Source organism: Bacillus pumilus, assembly GCF_009937765.1.
Lineage (GTDB): Bacteria > Bacillota > Bacilli > Bacillales > Bacillaceae > Bacillus > Bacillus pumilus_O.
The window spans coordinates 3,003,464-3,019,207 of sequence record NZ_CP047089.1; the positions used below are offsets into that span (position 1 = coordinate 3,003,464).

Sequence of the window (15,744 nt, forward strand, 5' to 3'; positions counted from 1 at the left end):
GGTTGTTCCCTCCAAATTTTTAAATATAAATCAGCCAATGGAATAGTGAACCAAATACTTTGCCTAAGACAATGGCCATGAGAAGCAAAACAATTTTCCCGTCCATTCCAATTCTTTTCGTTAATATAGGAAGTACATTTAATACTTCAGTCAGCGCAGCTGCAAGCATTCCGACGAAAATGCCAGCTAAAAGACCGATCGGGAGCACAAGCCATTTGGATAGATGCAAATGCACCTCGCTTAAGGTTGCCCAGCCACCAACGACCGCGCCGGTAATGACAGCTGCCTCGTATCCTTGTATGAAGCGTTGCGTTTTCGTTAGTTGCATTAAACGAGGGATGATACCTAGCACCGCAAGAAATGCCACAAACCCTGCTCCTACCGTTAAACCGCCGCCAAGTCCAACTAACGCGACAAAAAGCCACTTACCGATCATGGATATCTTTCATTGTCTCTTTATTTTCTTTAAGGGCGACATAATGATCGAGATCGAGCTGATATTTAAACATCTCCACTTCGAGCGGACTTGGTTCTTCATTTAAACGCTTTTTAAATACATGATTGAAAAATAAAATCATGCCAAATCCTAGTCCGAAGCTATATGGAATTTGCAGTAAATAAGGATGCTCAACCGTTTTTCCTGTGATCATTTCATATAGACGGATATGAACGAGCCGCATACTGACATCCTCGTGGAAATTCATAATGGCAAGCGCCGCTCCGACAAATAATAAAAGCCACACTAACACAAATAAAACAGGAGAAAGCTGGCGTTTGCCTGTATCAATTTCAACAATGGCTTCAGTGCCACCGACGGTTTGAATGTCGATGGCTGGCCATGTTTTTTTGATCGTTTTGACCACATGCATGATATCAAGAACAGCAATGTGACGATCCTTTTTACTGACATGATATATCGGCATCTTGCTAAGCTTTTGTACAGCAAACTCATCACCAGTGATTTGGGCGATATCTTCTAAATAAATGAGCTGATCATTACCGGTTTTAATGCGATGGCGCAGCCGAAGAAAGATTTGTCCGTCCATCCAAGTCACTTCCTATACGATGGGTTAAAAATAGTATGTGGTGAAAAATGGTTCTCATACTGAGAGAACTTCATTTACCGGTAATTACCACACAAAAAAAGCCAGCCGAATTGGCTAGCTCTCTTTTTGATCCATTTGCATTTGGATTTGTTTTAAAATTTTCTTTTCGAGCCGCGAGACTTGTACTTGTGAAATGCCGAGTCTCTCTGCTACCTCAGATTGTGTTTGGTCTTTATAATACCTTAAGTACACAATGAGTTTTTCTCGTTCTTCTAATTCCTTGATCGCTTCTTTCAGCGCGATTTTATCAAACCATCTTTCTTCTGAATGATCAGCAATTTGATCGAGTAATGTAATGGGGTCTCCGTCATTTTCATAAACCGTTTCATGGATCGACGACGGCGTTCGGACCGCTTCTTGGGCGAGGACGACATCCTCTGGTGTGATATCTAGATATTCGGCTATTTCCTGGACGGTCGGCATTCTTCCATGAGACTTAGACAATTCATCTCTTGCCCGCCGGATTTTATTTCCGAGTTCCTTTAGTGACCGGCTGACTTTGACTGTTCCATCATCTCGAATGAATCGCTGGATTTCACCAATAATCATTGGGACAGCATAGGTCGAAAACTTCACATCATATGACAAATCAAATTTATCAACGGATTTTAGCAATCCAATACAGCCAATTTGAAACAAATCATCTGGTTCATATCCTCTATTTAAAAAGCGCTGAACAACGGACCAAACAAGACGCATGTTTTTTTCTACGAGGAGGTCTCTTGCTTGCTGATCACCGTCTTGGCTTTTTTTGATGAGCTCTTTGACTTCATCATTTGACAGCTGGGCTTTTTTCGCTTGCTTTTTTACCTCCACATCCATATGAGCAGCTCCCTTAATTACAAAGCGCTTTGCTTTTTGATAGATGCTTTGTTAAACGGATGGTTGTGCCCATTTCTGGAGATGAATCTATCATGACATCATCCATAAAATTCTCCATAATGGTAAAGCCCATGCCAGAGCGTTCTAAGTCTGGTTTTGTCGTGAAAAGCGGCTGTCTTGCTTCTTCAAGATCTGTAATGCCCATTCCTTCGTCTCGGATGGTCAGGTACACAACATGGTCATCAAGTGTGACTTCGATATGCACCTTGCCATCTGGATTTCCATCGTAGCCATGGATAATGGAGTTTGTCACCGCCTCTGACACAACCGTTTTGATTTCAGTTAGTTCATCTAATGTCGGATCAAGCTGGGCGATAAACGCTGCGACTGTCACCCTCGCAAAGGATTCATTTTGACTTAAAGCAGAGAATGTCAGGTTCATTTCATTCCTCATGATGCCACCCCCAATGTTTGCAATGCCGTTTGCTCTGAAGGCTCCATACGGATAATTTTAAATAAGCCAGACATATCAAATAACCTGTTTACTGCTGGCGAGATAGCACAGACGACCATTTCTCCACCAAGCTGCTTAATTTCTTTATATCTTCCTAAAATCACTCCGAGACCTGAGCTGTCCATAAACGTTAAATCAGCCAAATTCAGCACAATGTGGCGAATGTCCTCTGTTTCCAAATAATTCGTCACCTTTTGTCTCAATGTTTCTGCGGAGTGATGATCGAGCTCTCCTGTTAATCGAATGCAAAGTACGCTCTCTTTTACTTGAAAATCAATATCAAGGCTCATCTTTGTATTCCTCCTTGCTCTAATTTCGGATAAAGATTGTTTCTCTTTTTTATTAAGTAATTCCTTCACCATGACAAAACTAGTGACCATTCGTCACATTTAGATGTTCTTTTCTTCTTCTCATAGCAAAAAGACTGCCAATTTCAGCAGCCTTTCACATTTTATTTCCATTTCACAAATTCAGCCATCGCTCGTTTAAAGAATGTCCAAACGCCGGCTTTTTCCATTCCTTCTTTGGCCTGTACAGGGCTTTCATGCAGCACTTTTCCGTCTTTTTTCAAGACAATGGTTCCAAGTTCCGTTCCTTTTGAGAATGGGGCCGTAACATCCTGAGACAATTTGATTTCTTTTTTAATCTGATCCACATTTTCGCCTTTTTTCGTTAAAAGGGAGATTGGTTCAGAGGTGACAAGCTGAATTTTTTTCTTTGTCCCTTTGCTTACTTTGATTTCCGCTACATCTTGTCCTCGTTTGTAAAGCGGGTGTGTGGTGTATTGACTAAATGCGTAGTCTAACATTTTGACCACTTGGGCGTTTCTATCTTTCGGTGTACTTGCGCCGAAGACAACTGCAACGACGCGCATGTTTCCTTTTTTAGCGGATGCAGTCAAACAGTATTTAGCTTCGCCTGTAAAACCTGTTTTCAACCCATCGACACCTGGATAAAATTTAATCAATCGGTTCGTATTCACAAGCCAGAATTTTTTATCGGTGTTTTGACGGAGGTAGTCTTCGTAGACACCTGTAAATTTGGTGATTTGTTCATATTTCAACAACTCTTTTGCCATTTTAGCCATATCATGAGCTGTACTGTAATGGTCTTTTTCAGGAAGTCCTGTTGGGTTTTGAAAGACTGTAGAGGTGAGGCCAAGTTCTTTTGCCTTCTTGTTCATTTGCTCTACAAACTGTTCTTCAGATCCTGCAATATGCTCTGCCATGGCAACTGAAGCATCATTTCCAGACGCAATCGCAATGCCTTTCAGCATTTCTTTCACGGTCATTTCTTCTCCAGGTTCAAGGAAGATCTGTGACCCTCCCATTGAAGCTGCATGGTCACTTGTTCTTACCTTGTCAGTCATTTTTAGTTTTCCTTGATCAATCGCTTCCATGATGAGAAGCATCGTCATGATTTTGGTCATACTTGCGGGTGCCAGCTTTTCATCACTGTTTTTGTTGTAAAGCACTTTTCCCGTGTCACGTTCTATTAAGATGGCTGATTTGGCTTCGTGTGCCAATTCTGATGTTTGTTTTTCTTCTGGTTTTTCAATCTTTTCTTTTGCTATCGCTGATGGTGAAACCATTGAGATAAGGATCATTAAAGTAAACAATGCACATATATGACGTTTCAAGTGGCAGACCTCCATTATCGTAATCCTTTCTATTTTTTCCTCATCGAGGCTGTTTTATTCAGAGATCGTATGATTGTCATAAAAAAAGCCTTCTGTCGATAAACAGAAGGCTGCTTGAAACATGCTATGAGAGTTGTTTAACAATGTCTTTGACTAAATCAAGGAAACTTGCTTTCACTTTTTCCGTTACTTCAATGACTTCATCATGAGACAGCGGCTGATCTAAAATACCTGATGCCGCATTAGAAATGCATGAAATACCTAGCACTTTGATTCCTGCATGACGCGCAACAATCACCTCTGGGACTGTCGACATGCCTACAGCATCTGCGCCAAGTGTTCTGAGGTAACGAACTTCAGCTGGTGTTTCATATGAAGGACCTGTCATCCCTGCATAAACACCTTGCTGTACAGATATGCCTAAGCGCTGAGCTGTTTCTTCTGCAAGTGCCAGCAAATCTTTATCGTACGGGGCAGACATATCAGGAAAACGAACGCCTTGACTGTCATTTGGTCCAATTAATGGATTGGTCCCCATCATATTGATATGATCTGTAATTAGCATGAGATCACCTGGATGGAATGAAGTATTTACACCGCCGGCTGCATTTGTCACAATACATGTCTCAATGCCAATTTCTTTCATCACACGGACTGGAAACGTCACTTGCTTCATATCATAACCTTCATAGAAATGAAAACGTCCTTGCATTGCACATACGACAGTGCCTTTCAGCGTCCCAATGACGAGCTGCCCTGCATGACCTTCTACTGTTGAAACAGGGAATCCAGGAATATCTTCATATTTCAATTTGATTGGATTTTCAATCTCATCTGCTAATATGCCAAGACCTGAACCTAAGATCAATCCAACTGTTGGTACGTATGTTGATGCTTGTTTAATATATGCCGCCGCTTCTGAAAACTGTGCTCCCACGAGATTTCCCCCTATTTGAGTTTAGATAAAAAGCTTGTGCCGTATTTTGGCATCGTTGTCTTGAAATTGTCTGCGACCGTTGCTCCAAGATCAGCAAAGGTTTTTGACGTTGGCAGTTCATTTGCTCCTTGATGCTTTTTGCTGTAAGCAATGAGCGGAACATATTCTCTTGTATGATCTGTTCCGTGATGAACAGGGTCATTTCCATGATCTGCTGTGATCACAAGAAGATCATCTTCTTTTAACAGGTCAAACACTTCAGGAAGACGGGCGTCAAATTCCTCTAGTGCTTTTCCGTAACCCTCTGGATCTCTTCTATGTCCGTAAAGAGCGTCAAAATCAACAAGGTTTAAAAAGCTAATTCCTGTAAAGTCTGTTTTAAGTGTGTCGACCAGCTTGTCCATTCCGTCCATGTTCGATTTTGTTCTGAGAGAAGAGGTGATTCCTTCGCCATCATAAATATCAGAGATTTTGCCGATCGCAATCACATCGAGCCCATCATCTTTCAGCTCATTCATCACTGTACGATCAAATGGTTTTAAAGCATAGTCATGACGGTTTGGTGTTCTGACAAATGCGCCAGGCTCCCCGACAAAGGGACGAGCGATAATGCGCCCAACCATGTATTTTTCATCTAATGTGAGCTCACGTGCAATTTCACAAATACGATAAAGTTCATCTAATGGCACCACTTCTTCGTGCGCAGCAATTTGCAGCACAGAATCCGCAGATGTGTAAACGATTAGATCGCCTGTTTTCATATGCTCTTCGCCAAGCTCGTCTAAGATTTCAGTACCAGACGCAGGTTTATTTCCTATAATGCCTCTGCCTGTTTTTTCTTTTAGTTCATTTAAAAGTTCATCTGGGAATCCGTCTGGGAAAACTCTGAACGGTGTGTCTATGTAAAGACCCATGATTTCCCAGTGACCTGTCATTGTATCTTTACCATTTGATGCTTCCTGCATTTTTCCATAATACGCAAGCGGTTTCTCATCCGCTGGAATTCCTTTGATTTCTTTAATATGACTCAGCCCAAGCTTCGCCATATTTGGCATGTGAAGCCCGTTCATTTTTTCAGCAATATGTCCTAGTGTATCTGCACCTACATCATTAAATTCAGCAGCATCAGGTGCTTCCCCAATTCCTACTGAATCCATTACGACGAGGAAAATGCGTTTATACTGATAATCAGGCATTAAAAAGCGCCTCCTTCAATATTCTTTTCTTTGAACCTTTCAAAAAGAGAGGTCTGACATCTCAAGTATAAACCGTTTACAAGCTGGTTGACAACCATAAACGGTGCAAACATAAAAAAGCATGACACACGTTCACCGTGCCATGCTTTACTTATGCCCTTGGATGGAATTTGTGATACACATCTTTCAATCTTGTTTTCGTCACGTGTGTATAAATTTGTGTTGTCGAGATATCGGCATGCCCGAGCATCTCCTGCACAGCTCTTAGGTCTGCACCGTTTTCAAGCAGATGTGTTGCAAATGAATGCCTGAGTGTATGGGGTGTGAGTTCTTTTTGAATTCCTGCTTCGAGAGCTCTTTTTTTTAGGTTCTTCCAGAAACCTTGCCGCGACATTTTTTTTCCGTGATGATTGAGAAATAAGGCATCTGCCGGCTGTTTTTTTAACAGCTTGCCTCTTCCCTTTTCAAGATATTCTTCAATCGCACTTGCAGCTGCTTCACCAATTGGCACAATTCGTTCTTTTCTTCCTTTTCCAAAACAACGGATAAAGCCCATTGTGAGGTGAACATCGGCAAGTGTCAGGTCCAGCATTTCACTGACGCGAATACCTGTTGCGTATAAGAGCTCAAGCATCGCTTTGTCACGGTAGTCAAATGGCGTGTGCTGATTTGGTGTATCAAGCAACTTTTCGACTTCCCCTAGTGATAGAACTTTCGGTAGTTTCCGCTCTGTTTTTTGCGTTTCTATGTTCCATGACGGATCATCTGTTGTCACTTTTTCCCTGAGCAGAAATTGGTGGAAGGAACGGATCGAGGAGAGATGCCGTACTGATGTTTTACTTGATTTCCCTTCCTCTTTTAGCTGTTTTAAATAATGAATGATATGCAAGCGCGTGACATCTTTTATATCTGACAACTGCTCATGTGTCATTAAAAAAGACAAGTAGTTCTGTAAATCTCGTTTATAAGAAACAATGGTATTTTCAGAGAGTCCTCTCTCTACTGTCATAAAATGAATAAAGTCGGATAATTGATCGTTCAATGATTTCTACTCCCCGTTTTGATAAAAATAAATCAATCGATCTTGCCAGTTATCTTGATTCGGCTGATCCATTTCCATCACTTTAATTGCTGCACCCTCTGGTTTATCATAACGATGGTAGCTTTCATATTCTGAATTTATCCATATCATAGCATAATAGAACAGGACGGTAAAACCAGTGAACAAGATAAATACCTTCATCACTTCACCTGTTGTTTTGATCCATTTTCGCATGATTCTCATGTCCTTTCTCAGCTTCTCGTTACTTCAGCATATGCCAGGTGGGACAAGGAATATACAGCGAAAATGCAAAAAACCTCTTCATCTTAAATGAAAAGGTTCCAATTCGGATTATTTGCCGGATTCATCATCATGACACCGGTGGCAAATGCCATGGAATGTCAATCTATGATCCTTAATTTTAAATTTCCAGTCACGTTCAATAATCTCTTCAACGTCTTCTAATAAATCATCTTCTATCTCATCGACTGTCCCGCACTCCATGCAGACAAGATGATGATGGAAGTGAGCGGCTCCTTCTTTGCGAAGATCATATCGCGAAACGCCGTCTCCAAAGTTAATTTTATCAACAACTTTCAGTTCAGTTAGCAATTCTAACGTTCGATAAACAGTAGCAAGACCAATTTCAGGAGACTTCTCTTTTACGAGGAGGTATACATCTTCTGCACTTAAATGGTCTTCTTCATTCTCAAGCAGTACCCTTACTGTTGCTTCACGCTGTGGCGTGAGCTTATAGCTGGAAGAATGAAGCTGTTTCTTAATTCGATCAATCCGATTTTCCATTGACTTTCCCTCCTACGCCACATTACTTGATCATTATATCAAATGATGTGCTAGGAGCCAACTATAATCATTTTAAATTGATAAATAAATTGATTATTATTTAATAACGATTATAATTTTATGTGAAAAGAACACCTGCCAGCTTTTTCATGAGCATGAAGGAGACGTACGATTCAAAAAAGGACGAAAGTGCAGCAAGTGCTAAAATCATCAGTAGAACAGATGCATAACGGGCGAACCACTGAACAGGTGCTTGACTGATGGTTTTTTTCATGAACAGTTGCCCAATGAGCCGGATGGAAAACGCAATCGCGCATGTCCCAATCACTAAGTAGGCTGGAATAAGCAATATGTTTTGCGGAAGAACTGATACGAACGAAAGGAAGAAACCACTCAGCCCCATTTGATTTACTAAAAAACCAACTGTAAACCCCACAACAATTCCTTTTAAAAAGATCATGAGAAAGATGAGCGGCAGGCCAATGATAGATATCCCTAGTATCCACATAAGACCTAAATATTTCATATGATGCAAAAAGCTTTGCAAAAACATTTCTTTTGATTCTGCTGCTTTCTCATTTGTCAGCTGACCAAAAAATTGATTTAAATAATAGAATAAATCCTCTTTTTGACTTATTGTCATACTATTGACGATAATGGCCCCAAAGATTACGCCCATTAAAAAAAGTACAGAGACAAATAAATAAATCGATAGATGGTCTTTTACGTGCTGAAGAAGATGTTCCTTCCAAGACTTTTTCCGCATGCGTCTTCCTCCCAAATAGTAAAGGTTACTAGATTCTATGAGAGAGATTATGAAACATGACAGTTTTATTGAAAGAAAAAAGAGAAAGCAGCCTAAACACTGCCCTTTCTTCTCATTTATCGTGCCGCTTTTTGTACGTTCACTAGCCCGGCACCATAGTAAAAAGGTTCTCCAAGCGGTGTAGCCGTTTTTGTAAGTCTCTCGCGCACTTCATCGTTTGTCAGATTCGGATGTTTTGATAGAATGACAGCCGCAGCTCCTGCTACATGCGGTGATGCCATGGATGTTCCGCTCTTGTAGCCATATTCATTATGAGGAATGGTACTGAGCGTTGAAACACCTGGTGCTGAAACTTCCACTTCTTCGCCGACAGATGAATCAAAGGCTCTTTGTTTTCTTTGATCAACAGAGGCAACTGCTATCACTGAGCTATATTTAGCTGGATAGTCAATCGTGTTAAGTGAGCCATAACTTCCGGCATTCCCAGCAGAAGCCACAATGAGAATACCCTTGTCATATGCTCGATCTACCGCTTCTTTCAGCGCTTCAGATTCACTTGCTCCTCCCATACTAATATTGATGACATCCATGTCATTCTCAATGGCCCATTCAATTCCTTTAATGATCCAGCTATAGTAGCCGTCACCATTTTCATCTGCCACCTTAACCGCATAGATTGAGGCTTTCGGCGCAACACCGACGACACCTACCTTATTATCTAGCGCTGCAATTGTGCCCGCGACATGCGTCCCGTGTTCATGCGGGTCAACAAGCGGATCTGACTCTGTCGGAACAAAGCTGACTCCCCCGGTGACATGTAGATCTTCATGTTTGCCATCAATTCCGCTGTCAAGAACGGCTACTTTCACATTTTGTCCAGCGTATCCCCGTGTATGTACCTTATGTGCTTTAATGCTTTTGATGCCATATGGAATCGTTTGACCACTTGTTTTTGCCTTTTGGTCCTCCTCAATGAAGGTCACTTCTTTTGCCTGATTCAGTTTCTCTTTCGATGCCTCATTCAAGGAAACTTTCATCATATCTATCTGTTCTATGGATTCTTTTACATGTCCACCAGCTTCTTCAACAAGCTGTTTTTGTGTATGATCTCGAACGGAAGAAGAAAAGCCGATCATGTACTCTTTTTTCGCTTGCTCCTTTGCAGAAATATGTGAGGCGCCGAACGTGACCGATGCCAGCATCATACTTGCCATACAAAGCCCTGCTCCAATTGACTTGACGTTCACAATACCCACTCTCCCTTTCATCTTTTTGTCATTTAACTACATTTTTAGACAAAAAGAAACGACCGTTTGTCCTATTTTTTAAATTTTTCCATTTATTTAAGCTAGTTGTCACAAAAAAGCAAAATAAAAATGCTTATGATCCTCTTGATAGTGATCATAAGCATTCCTTCTTTTATGTTTTTTCATCATGTGCTGCAAGGCTTCTTGTTTTGTTTTTGTCTTTCTTTCATGTGTACTAAAGTGCGTCATGTTTCCTCTCGACAATTCCGGGTTTCGGTTGAGCTGCCTTTCAAGATGTTCTCGTTTTTTCTTTGCATTGCTTTTTCCCATTTGGCAAAACCCCTTTCGTTGACGTTATGATACACGATATGACATAAAAAAGATAGACGTCTACACGCCTATCTTTCTGTTTTCACCATATCAAGATGCGGAATCCCATCTTCATCATAACAATCTGAAACAGCCTTAAAACCAAATGATTCGTAAAACGACTTCAAGTAGGCTTGCGCCTGAATTTTGACTCTTGTTTCACCTAATTCACTCAGCTTTTCCAAAGCCTTGCTAAGCAGCATTTTTCCATAGCCTTTTTTTCGACCTGCCTGCGTCACAAGAACTCGGCCAATAGATGCCTCTTCGTACATCATTCCGCTTTGGAAAATTCGGCAATAGGCCACAATCGTGCCGTCCTCTTTTGCCATCAGATGAAGCGCTTCTTGGTCTCGGTGATCAATTTCAGGGTAAGGGCATGTTTGTTCAACAACAAATACATTGACTCTTTCCATTAAGATCAGGTAAAGATCCTCTTTTGACAATTGATCAAACGTCTGACATGTCCAGTTAACTTGATTCATGATTGATATCCACCTTACCGTACACGCCGCCCCCGCCAGCGATCAGTTCGACTTCACCTTTTCTTGCTTTGATGATGTAATTGGCTGTTTTTTCTGGCAGCACAGCTTTTAGTTCTTGTTCTGTTGCTTGATGAAGGATATTCATCTCTGTGTGAAACACGGCTTTTAGCTTCTCCAGCGTTTTGGCTCCGACACCCGGAATAAATTGAAGCGGAAGCTGATGAACATAAGGAGGTCTTGTTCCATGGTCACTTTCTTGATCGGCCAGCTCCTTTAAACGCTCACTCACTCCTTTTGTCATTCGGGTATGTCCGCATGCGTGGCACTTTTCTTGATCTAGCGCGCGAGGTCTTACTCCGCACTTCTCACAGGTTGTATGATAGTACTTCCCAAGCCGCGGGGCGAGTCCATAATTTCCTGTAATGGCTCTCCCGTCTTTCCCTTCAAGGGCTAGTTTGAATTCGGCAAAAGAGGCATGGTCCATGCGGATTTTTGTATATTCTCGCGCGATTTTCCCTAAAGAATGGGCGTCTGAATTCGTTAAAAAGGGATAGCGATTCAGTTCGCTTAACTGAGACGCCATTGACGTATCGCAGCTAAGTCCTAGTTCAACAGCATCAATGAGATCCGGATCGAACACTTCCGTTAATGACGTGCTGACTCCTTTGCCAAATAAGCTTTTATGCGGCGTGAAAATATGAGCAGGAATAAATAAGCCTCCTAGCTCCTTGACCTTATGCTGAAGTGTTTTCCCATCCACATAGAGGCGCTGTGAACTCAAATGCACATTTTTCATATGAAGCGCGAGCCATGCGGAAAACTCAGTCATTTTGCGCAGCGTGGGCATAAATGCAAGCACATGAATTGGACCTTTTGAATGATTATCATTAATTTCTAATTCACTGCCTAAAAGCAGCACGGTCTGTTCAAATGATAGACCACCATCACTTAGTTCAGTATATTTGCCTTCCTCTACACCTTCTATTAATTCTTCTAGGACTTCTGGAGATTGTGCATCAATCACACCTATCATCCCCATCCCTTTACTTTGCGTTGCTTCAATGAGAATTTGGTCAATGGTCAGTGACCTTGCACCTGTAATTTTAACAGCTCTGCCTGTTCTTGTTCTGCCAATATGAATATGGATGTCTGCAAAAAACTCCCTCATTTTGTTGACTTAAGTACCTCTTGCAGTTGTAAGTACTGAATGGCATAGGCTGTTTTTGCATCATAAATATGCTGCTTTTCAATGAGGTGCAAGGCTTCTTCTAATGAAACTTCCATCACTTCTACAAATTCGTCTTCATCCAGCTCTCTTTTTTCTTCAAGTGGAATTAGCTGATCTGCAAGATACATGTGGACGATTTCATCTGCAAAACCCGGTGAAGTATAAAAAGCCGTCAGCTTTTGAAGCTTCTGGGTGGTGTATCCTGTTTCTTCTTCTAATTCTCGCAGTGCTGTATGTGCTGGCTCTTCCCCTGGCTCTAATTTACCAGCCGGAATTTCAACGATGGCTCTCTCTAGTGCTTTACGGTATTGCTTGACCAAGATGATTTTATGATCGTCTGTCCGAGCAATGACGGCTACTGCTCCAGGATGTTTGATGATTTCACGTTTTCCTTGTTTTCCGTTTGGTAATTCTACATCTTCAAGAACCAAATCAATGATTTTTCCGTTGTATAATTCTTTAGTCGATAATGTTTTTTCTTCAAAGTCCTTCAATTTTGTCAGCTCCTCGTTCTACTTTCACTTTTTACTTCATTCATTTTAACATAGATGATTTAAGAGAAGCGAAATACGGACGCTTGCTTCAATGCGCCACTTGAAGTCAACTGGCTTGAATTTCAGATTTTTTTCACTTAATGTGAAAGGATAGGAGTGTGATGAAATTGAAAAAAAGACGAATTGGTACATCAGATCTTTTGGTGAGCGAAGCGGCTCTAGGATGTATGTCCTTAGGAACAGAAAAAGGAAAAGCGCTCTCCTTATTAGATGAAGCCATTGATCTTGGAATTAACTATTTGGATACAGCCGATTTATATGATTTTGGGACAAATGAGGAAATTGTCGGGGAAGCGATTAAAAACAGACGACAAGATTTAATTTTGGCCACAAAAGGCGGCAACCGCTTTGAAAAAGGCAAATCTGGCTGGGACTGGGATCCTTCAAAGGCATACATAAAAGAAGCCGTAAAACAAAGCCTCAAGCGGCTGCAAACAGATTATATTGATTTATACCAATTGCACGGAGGCACAATCGATGATCCTATCGATGAGACGATTGAAGCTTTTGAAGAATTAGTGGAAGAAGGCGTTATTCGCTATTATGGCATCTCTTCTATTCGTCCGAACGTCATTAAAGAATACGCCAAAAAATCGAATATCGTCAGTGTCATGATGCAATATAGTTTACTCGACCGCCGTCCAGAGGAATGGTTCTCTCTTCTTGAAGAACAAGGCATTAGTGTCGTGGCAAGAGGACCTTTAGCAAAAGGGCTTTTAACAGAAAAACCACTTTCGGAAGCAAGTGACTCGATTCAAAAAAATGGCTATCTTCACTATTCTTTTGACGAGTTAAAGCAGGTTATTCCTTCTTTAAAGAAAGTCGCTCATGACCTATCACTCACAGAGCTCTCCATTCAATATTTGCTTAAGAATTCTGTGGTCAGTTCTGTTGTATTTGGCGCAAGCTCGGTGGAACAATTAAAAGAAAATGCGGCAGCGGCCAATGCACGTTCTTTAAGTGATCAAGAAGTAAAAGCATTGACTTACTATACAAAACCATCTGTGTACGAGGCTCACCGGGTTAAATAAGATAAAAAAGAGATCACTGTATGTAATCTCTCGCGATTGTAAAGAAACTCATGTTTTTCTACAATTTTTTATTTTATCGTATGTATGATGAGTGAACTCTTTTCAAAAAATTCTACAGACAAGGGAAAAGCAAGAAGGGGCTAAAAGCCCCTTTGTCTTATCTTGCACTTTCGTAATATGCATAATTTCCAGATTTGCCTTTAAGATAAAATGTCGTACCAAAACGACTGAAACTATTTGCAAAAGAACCATTATCCGAATACATACATAATCGATTACTTGCGCCTTTAAAAGGAGTGACAGAACAATCTACAATTGAAGTAGCATTTGTACGAAAATCCGCATTCGTTAAATCATTTGTAGCAAGAGCTTGTCCAGAAACAGGTAAAAGCAATCCTAAAGATAGAGTGACTCCAGCCATTGTTTTTCTCAATTTCATGTAAATCATCTCCAATCCCAAATATTGTAATACATCTTTATTATAAGTATTACGACCTCCTACAAAAAGGGTCTTAAATACCATTTTTGTTATAAAAAGGAACAATACTGAATCCTACCAGTCCTTCCTTTTGTATAAACTGGTGGTGGAATTTAGTGATAATTCATCTTGTCACATGGGGTCGAAATGAAGTAAGAATAGAATGAGTCAGAAGCACTTGTGTGTTGGTCAATTTCCATGACCATGATGACATAAAAAAAAGAAGCAACAGTGCTCCCTTTTTTAGCTTTTATATTTTCTCCAGTCCAAATGACTTTCATCTAGCAACTCGGAGAAGCTTTTGTTTTTTTCTTTTTCTTTCTGCTGCCGAAGGAGGTCTTGTCGTTTTTGTTCTTCTCTTTTTTCTGTCTCAGCGGCCAGATTCTGCTTCATTTGAAGGAGCTGCTGTTTGAGATCCTCGTTTATGCCGTCCTTTAATTTCGCTTGATCATTGTTCTTTTTCATTGTGCCTCTCTCCTTTTGCCTCTAAGTGTATCATCCGTTTGATTTCCTGAGCAAGAGTCACGCCATTCTCCCAACATGTGGTATGATCGTCATAAGAAAAACCTCGGAAAGGAAGAGGCAGCTAGATGAAAAAATGGATCGCTATACTTGCCTTCATATTATGTCCGCTCATTGCAATCGGCATTTTTTTCACCAATAAAATGATGTATATTCGAAAATTAACAGATGAAGAGCTCATCAAACGGGAATCAGATGAAGGGCATTATCATCATGAAGAGTTTCAACAGCTTAACAAAGAGAAAGTGTGTATTCCTTCAGCATTTGGTTATGATCTTCATGGCTATTTTGTGCCGCACTCACATCCGCATACAACACGCACCATTGTACTTTGTCATGGCGTCACAGTCAGTTTAATCAATTCCGTTAAGTATATGAGATTATTCCAAAAGCTCGGGTGGAATGTGATGCTTTATGATCATAGAAGACATGGAATGAGCGGCGGAAAAACCACGAGTTATGGATACTACGAAAAAGAAGATTTAGCGCAGGTCGTGAAGTGGCTCAGACAAAGACTCGGGGAAAATGCTATTATCGGTATACACGGAGAATCAATGGGGGCAGTCACGACTTTGTTATATGCTGCAAAGCCGGAAGCAAGCGCCAATTTTTACATCGCTGACTGTCCTTTTGCTTCTTTTGAGGATCAGCTTCTCTATCGATTAAAAACAGATTTTCGTCTTTCAGGGAGATGGATTCTTCCACTAAGTGATCGCGTGTTAAAATGGCGTGATGGATACAGCATTCGGCAAGTGTCACCGCTTGATGTGATCGATCAGGTGAGAGAACCTGTACTTTTTATCCATAGCCTTCACGATGACTATATTCCATGCGAGCAGAGTCAGCAGCTATATACTCGAAAAAAAGGTGAAAAACAACTATTTATAGCGCCGCACGGGGCTCATGCGATGTCTTTTAGCGAAAATAAAGAAGCTTATGAACAAGAAGTTCAAGCATTCCTACAACCATTTGATTTGAATGAAGATAAAAGAGGAGAATGAACAGCG

At 40.9% G+C, this 15,744-nt stretch carries 21 protein-coding genes; 2 read left to right on the forward strand and 19 right to left on the reverse strand.

Features of this window, described 5'->3' with window-relative positions; translation table 11 throughout:
* Window positions 1-19: 19 nt before the first annotated feature.
* From GPS65_RS14800 to GPS65_RS14880, 17 genes are all read right to left on the reverse strand, one after another.
* A complete protein-coding gene (locus tag GPS65_RS14800) occupies window positions 20-436 on the reverse strand; it encodes a stage V sporulation protein AB (RefSeq protein WP_088000925.1) in 417 nt (138 codons plus the stop codon).
* Entirely contained in the window at window positions 426-1,046 is a 621-nt protein-coding gene (locus tag GPS65_RS14805; RefSeq protein ID WP_088000923.1) for a stage V sporulation protein AA, read from the reverse strand. Before GPS65_RS14805 ends, GPS65_RS14800 begins: the two co-directional genes overlap by 11 nt.
* 114 nt (window positions 1,047-1,160) lie before the next feature.
* Window positions 1,161-1,928, reverse strand: a complete 768-nt coding sequence (gene sigF / locus GPS65_RS14810) for an RNA polymerase sporulation sigma factor SigF (protein WP_003215778.1) — start codon at window positions 1,926-1,928, stop codon at window positions 1,161-1,163.
* A gap of 13 nt (window positions 1,929-1,941) precedes the next feature.
* Window positions 1,942-2,382 (reverse strand): anti-sigma F factor, encoded by a 441-nt coding sequence (gene spoIIAB / locus GPS65_RS14815; protein ID WP_012010447.1) that lies wholly within the window; start codon window positions 2,380-2,382, stop codon window positions 1,942-1,944.
* Entirely contained in the window at window positions 2,379-2,732 is a 354-nt protein-coding gene (spoIIAA, locus tag GPS65_RS14820; protein WP_012010448.1) for an anti-sigma F factor antagonist, read from the reverse strand. Before spoIIAA ends, spoIIAB begins: the two co-directional genes overlap by 4 nt.
* A 161-nt stretch (window positions 2,733-2,893) precedes the next feature.
* Window positions 2,894-4,048, reverse strand: a complete 1,155-nt coding sequence (locus GPS65_RS14825; RefSeq protein WP_202914169.1) for a D-alanyl-D-alanine carboxypeptidase family protein — start codon at window positions 4,046-4,048, stop codon at window positions 2,894-2,896.
* A 157-nt stretch (window positions 4,049-4,205) separates the two neighbouring features.
* Entirely contained in the window at window positions 4,206-5,018 is an 813-nt protein-coding gene (locus tag GPS65_RS14830) for a purine-nucleoside phosphorylase (RefSeq protein WP_119125069.1), read from the reverse strand.
* Window positions 5,019-5,029: 11 nt separating this feature from the next.
* The gene (deoB, locus tag GPS65_RS14835) at window positions 5,030-6,214 is read right to left on the reverse strand and encodes a phosphopentomutase (RefSeq protein ID WP_012010451.1); all 1,185 of its coding nucleotides are present in this window, start codon (window positions 6,212-6,214) and stop codon (window positions 5,030-5,032) included.
* A 151-nt stretch (window positions 6,215-6,365) separates the two neighbouring features.
* Window positions 6,366-7,256: a site-specific tyrosine recombinase XerD gene (xerD, locus tag GPS65_RS14840; protein ID WP_088000918.1), complete on the reverse strand. Its 891-nt coding sequence runs from the start codon at window positions 7,254-7,256 to the stop codon at window positions 6,366-6,368.
* A gap of 6 nt (window positions 7,257-7,262) precedes the next feature.
* The gene (locus tag GPS65_RS14845; protein WP_041816269.1) at window positions 7,263-7,490 is read right to left on the reverse strand and encodes a YqzK family protein; all 228 of its coding nucleotides are present in this window, start codon (window positions 7,488-7,490) and stop codon (window positions 7,263-7,265) included.
* A 117-nt stretch (window positions 7,491-7,607) separates the two neighbouring features.
* The gene (fur, locus tag GPS65_RS14850; protein ID WP_003215577.1) at window positions 7,608-8,060 is read right to left on the reverse strand and encodes a ferric iron uptake transcriptional regulator; all 453 of its coding nucleotides are present in this window, start codon (window positions 8,058-8,060) and stop codon (window positions 7,608-7,610) included.
* Between the two features lie 118 nt (window positions 8,061-8,178).
* Window positions 8,179-8,826, reverse strand: coding sequence for a stage II sporulation protein M (spoIIM, locus tag GPS65_RS14855; RefSeq protein ID WP_012010454.1), 648 nt, complete (start codon window positions 8,824-8,826; stop codon window positions 8,179-8,181).
* Between the two features lie 116 nt (window positions 8,827-8,942).
* Complete coding sequence (locus tag GPS65_RS14860) at window positions 8,943-10,073, reverse strand: S8 family peptidase (protein WP_119125070.1); 1,131 nt, start codon at window positions 10,071-10,073, stop codon at window positions 8,943-8,945.
* 108 nt (window positions 10,074-10,181) lie between these two features.
* On the reverse strand, window positions 10,182-10,403 hold the full coding sequence (locus GPS65_RS14865) for a hypothetical protein (protein ID WP_119125071.1): 222 nt from the start codon (window positions 10,401-10,403) through the stop codon (window positions 10,182-10,184).
* A 68-nt stretch (window positions 10,404-10,471) separates the two neighbouring features.
* On the reverse strand, window positions 10,472-10,924 hold the full coding sequence (locus GPS65_RS14870; RefSeq protein WP_088000910.1) for a GNAT family N-acetyltransferase: 453 nt from the start codon (window positions 10,922-10,924) through the stop codon (window positions 10,472-10,474).
* Window positions 10,911-12,092, reverse strand: coding sequence for a TIGR00375 family protein (locus GPS65_RS14875; protein ID WP_119125072.1), 1,182 nt, complete (start codon window positions 12,090-12,092; stop codon window positions 10,911-10,913). Before GPS65_RS14875 ends, GPS65_RS14870 begins: the two co-directional genes overlap by 14 nt.
* A complete protein-coding gene (locus GPS65_RS14880; RefSeq protein ID WP_119125073.1) occupies window positions 12,089-12,646 on the reverse strand; it encodes an NUDIX hydrolase in 558 nt (185 codons plus the stop codon). The genes GPS65_RS14875 and GPS65_RS14880 overlap by 4 nt, the downstream gene beginning before the upstream one ends.
* A 167-nt stretch (window positions 12,647-12,813) precedes the next feature.
* Between GPS65_RS14880 and GPS65_RS14885 the strand changes: the two genes are divergently transcribed.
* Window positions 12,814-13,737: an aldo/keto reductase gene (locus GPS65_RS14885; RefSeq protein ID WP_119125074.1), complete on the forward strand. Its 924-nt coding sequence runs from the start codon at window positions 12,814-12,816 to the stop codon at window positions 13,735-13,737.
* Window positions 13,738-13,894: 157 nt separating this feature from the next.
* On the opposite strand, the gene GPS65_RS14890 is transcribed toward GPS65_RS14885, so the two are convergent.
* Complete coding sequence (locus GPS65_RS14890; protein ID WP_119125706.1) at window positions 13,895-14,176, reverse strand: LCI fold-containing protein; 282 nt, start codon at window positions 14,174-14,176, stop codon at window positions 13,895-13,897.
* 282 nt (window positions 14,177-14,458) lie between these two features.
* Complete coding sequence (locus tag GPS65_RS14895; RefSeq protein ID WP_044141056.1) at window positions 14,459-14,680, reverse strand: YqkE family protein; 222 nt, start codon at window positions 14,678-14,680, stop codon at window positions 14,459-14,461.
* 125 nt (window positions 14,681-14,805) lie between these two features.
* Here GPS65_RS14895 and GPS65_RS14900 point away from each other — a divergent pair, with 125 nt between their 5' ends.
* Complete coding sequence (locus GPS65_RS14900) at window positions 14,806-15,738, forward strand: alpha/beta hydrolase (RefSeq protein ID WP_119125075.1); 933 nt, start codon at window positions 14,806-14,808, stop codon at window positions 15,736-15,738.
* Window positions 15,739-15,744: the final 6 nt, after the last annotated feature.

Coding starts and splice junctions, on each gene's coding strand:
- GPS65_RS14895 (WP_044141056.1), bottom strand. CDS start 14,680: ATGAAAAAGAACAATGATCAAGCGAAATTAAAGGACGGCATAAACGAG.
- fur (WP_003215577.1), bottom strand. CDS start 8,060: ATGGAAAATCGGATTGATCGAATTAAGAAACAGCTTCATTCTTCCAGC.
- GPS65_RS14825 (WP_202914169.1), bottom strand. CDS start 4,048: ATGATCCTTATCTCAATGGTTTCACCATCAGCGATAGCAAAAGAAAAG.
- GPS65_RS14900 (WP_119125075.1), top strand. CDS start 14,806: ATGAAAAAATGGATCGCTATACTTGCCTTCATATTATGTCCGCTCATT.
- GPS65_RS14865 (WP_119125071.1), bottom strand. CDS start 10,403: ATGGGAAAAAGCAATGCAAAGAAAAAACGAGAACATCTTGAAAGGCAG.
- GPS65_RS14890 (WP_119125706.1), bottom strand. CDS start 14,176: ATGAAATTGAGAAAAACAATGGCTGGAGTCACTCTATCTTTAGGATTG.
- GPS65_RS14870 (WP_088000910.1), bottom strand. CDS start 10,924: ATGAATCAAGTTAACTGGACATGTCAGACGTTTGATCAATTGTCAAAA.
- spoIIAA (WP_012010448.1), bottom strand. CDS start 2,732: ATGAGCCTTGATATTGATTTTCAAGTAAAAGAGAGCGTACTTTGCATT.
- GPS65_RS14805 (WP_088000923.1), bottom strand. CDS start 1,046: ATGGACGGACAAATCTTTCTTCGGCTGCGCCATCGCATTAAAACCGGT.
- GPS65_RS14875 (WP_119125072.1), bottom strand. CDS start 12,092: ATGAGGGAGTTTTTTGCAGACATCCATATTCATATTGGCAGAACAAGA.
- sigF (WP_003215778.1), bottom strand. CDS start 1,928: ATGGATGTGGAGGTAAAAAAGCAAGCGAAAAAAGCCCAGCTGTCAAAT.
- spoIIM (WP_012010454.1), bottom strand. CDS start 8,826: ATGCGGAAAAAGTCTTGGAAGGAACATCTTCTTCAGCACGTAAAAGAC.
- deoB (WP_012010451.1), bottom strand. CDS start 6,214: ATGCCTGATTATCAGTATAAACGCATTTTCCTCGTCGTAATGGATTCA.
- GPS65_RS14800 (WP_088000925.1), bottom strand. CDS start 436: ATGATCGGTAAGTGGCTTTTTGTCGCGTTAGTTGGACTTGGCGGCGGT.
- spoIIAB (WP_012010447.1), bottom strand. CDS start 2,382: ATGAGGAATGAAATGAACCTGACATTCTCTGCTTTAAGTCAAAATGAA.
- GPS65_RS14845 (WP_041816269.1), bottom strand. CDS start 7,490: ATGCGAAAATGGATCAAAACAACAGGTGAAGTGATGAAGGTATTTATC.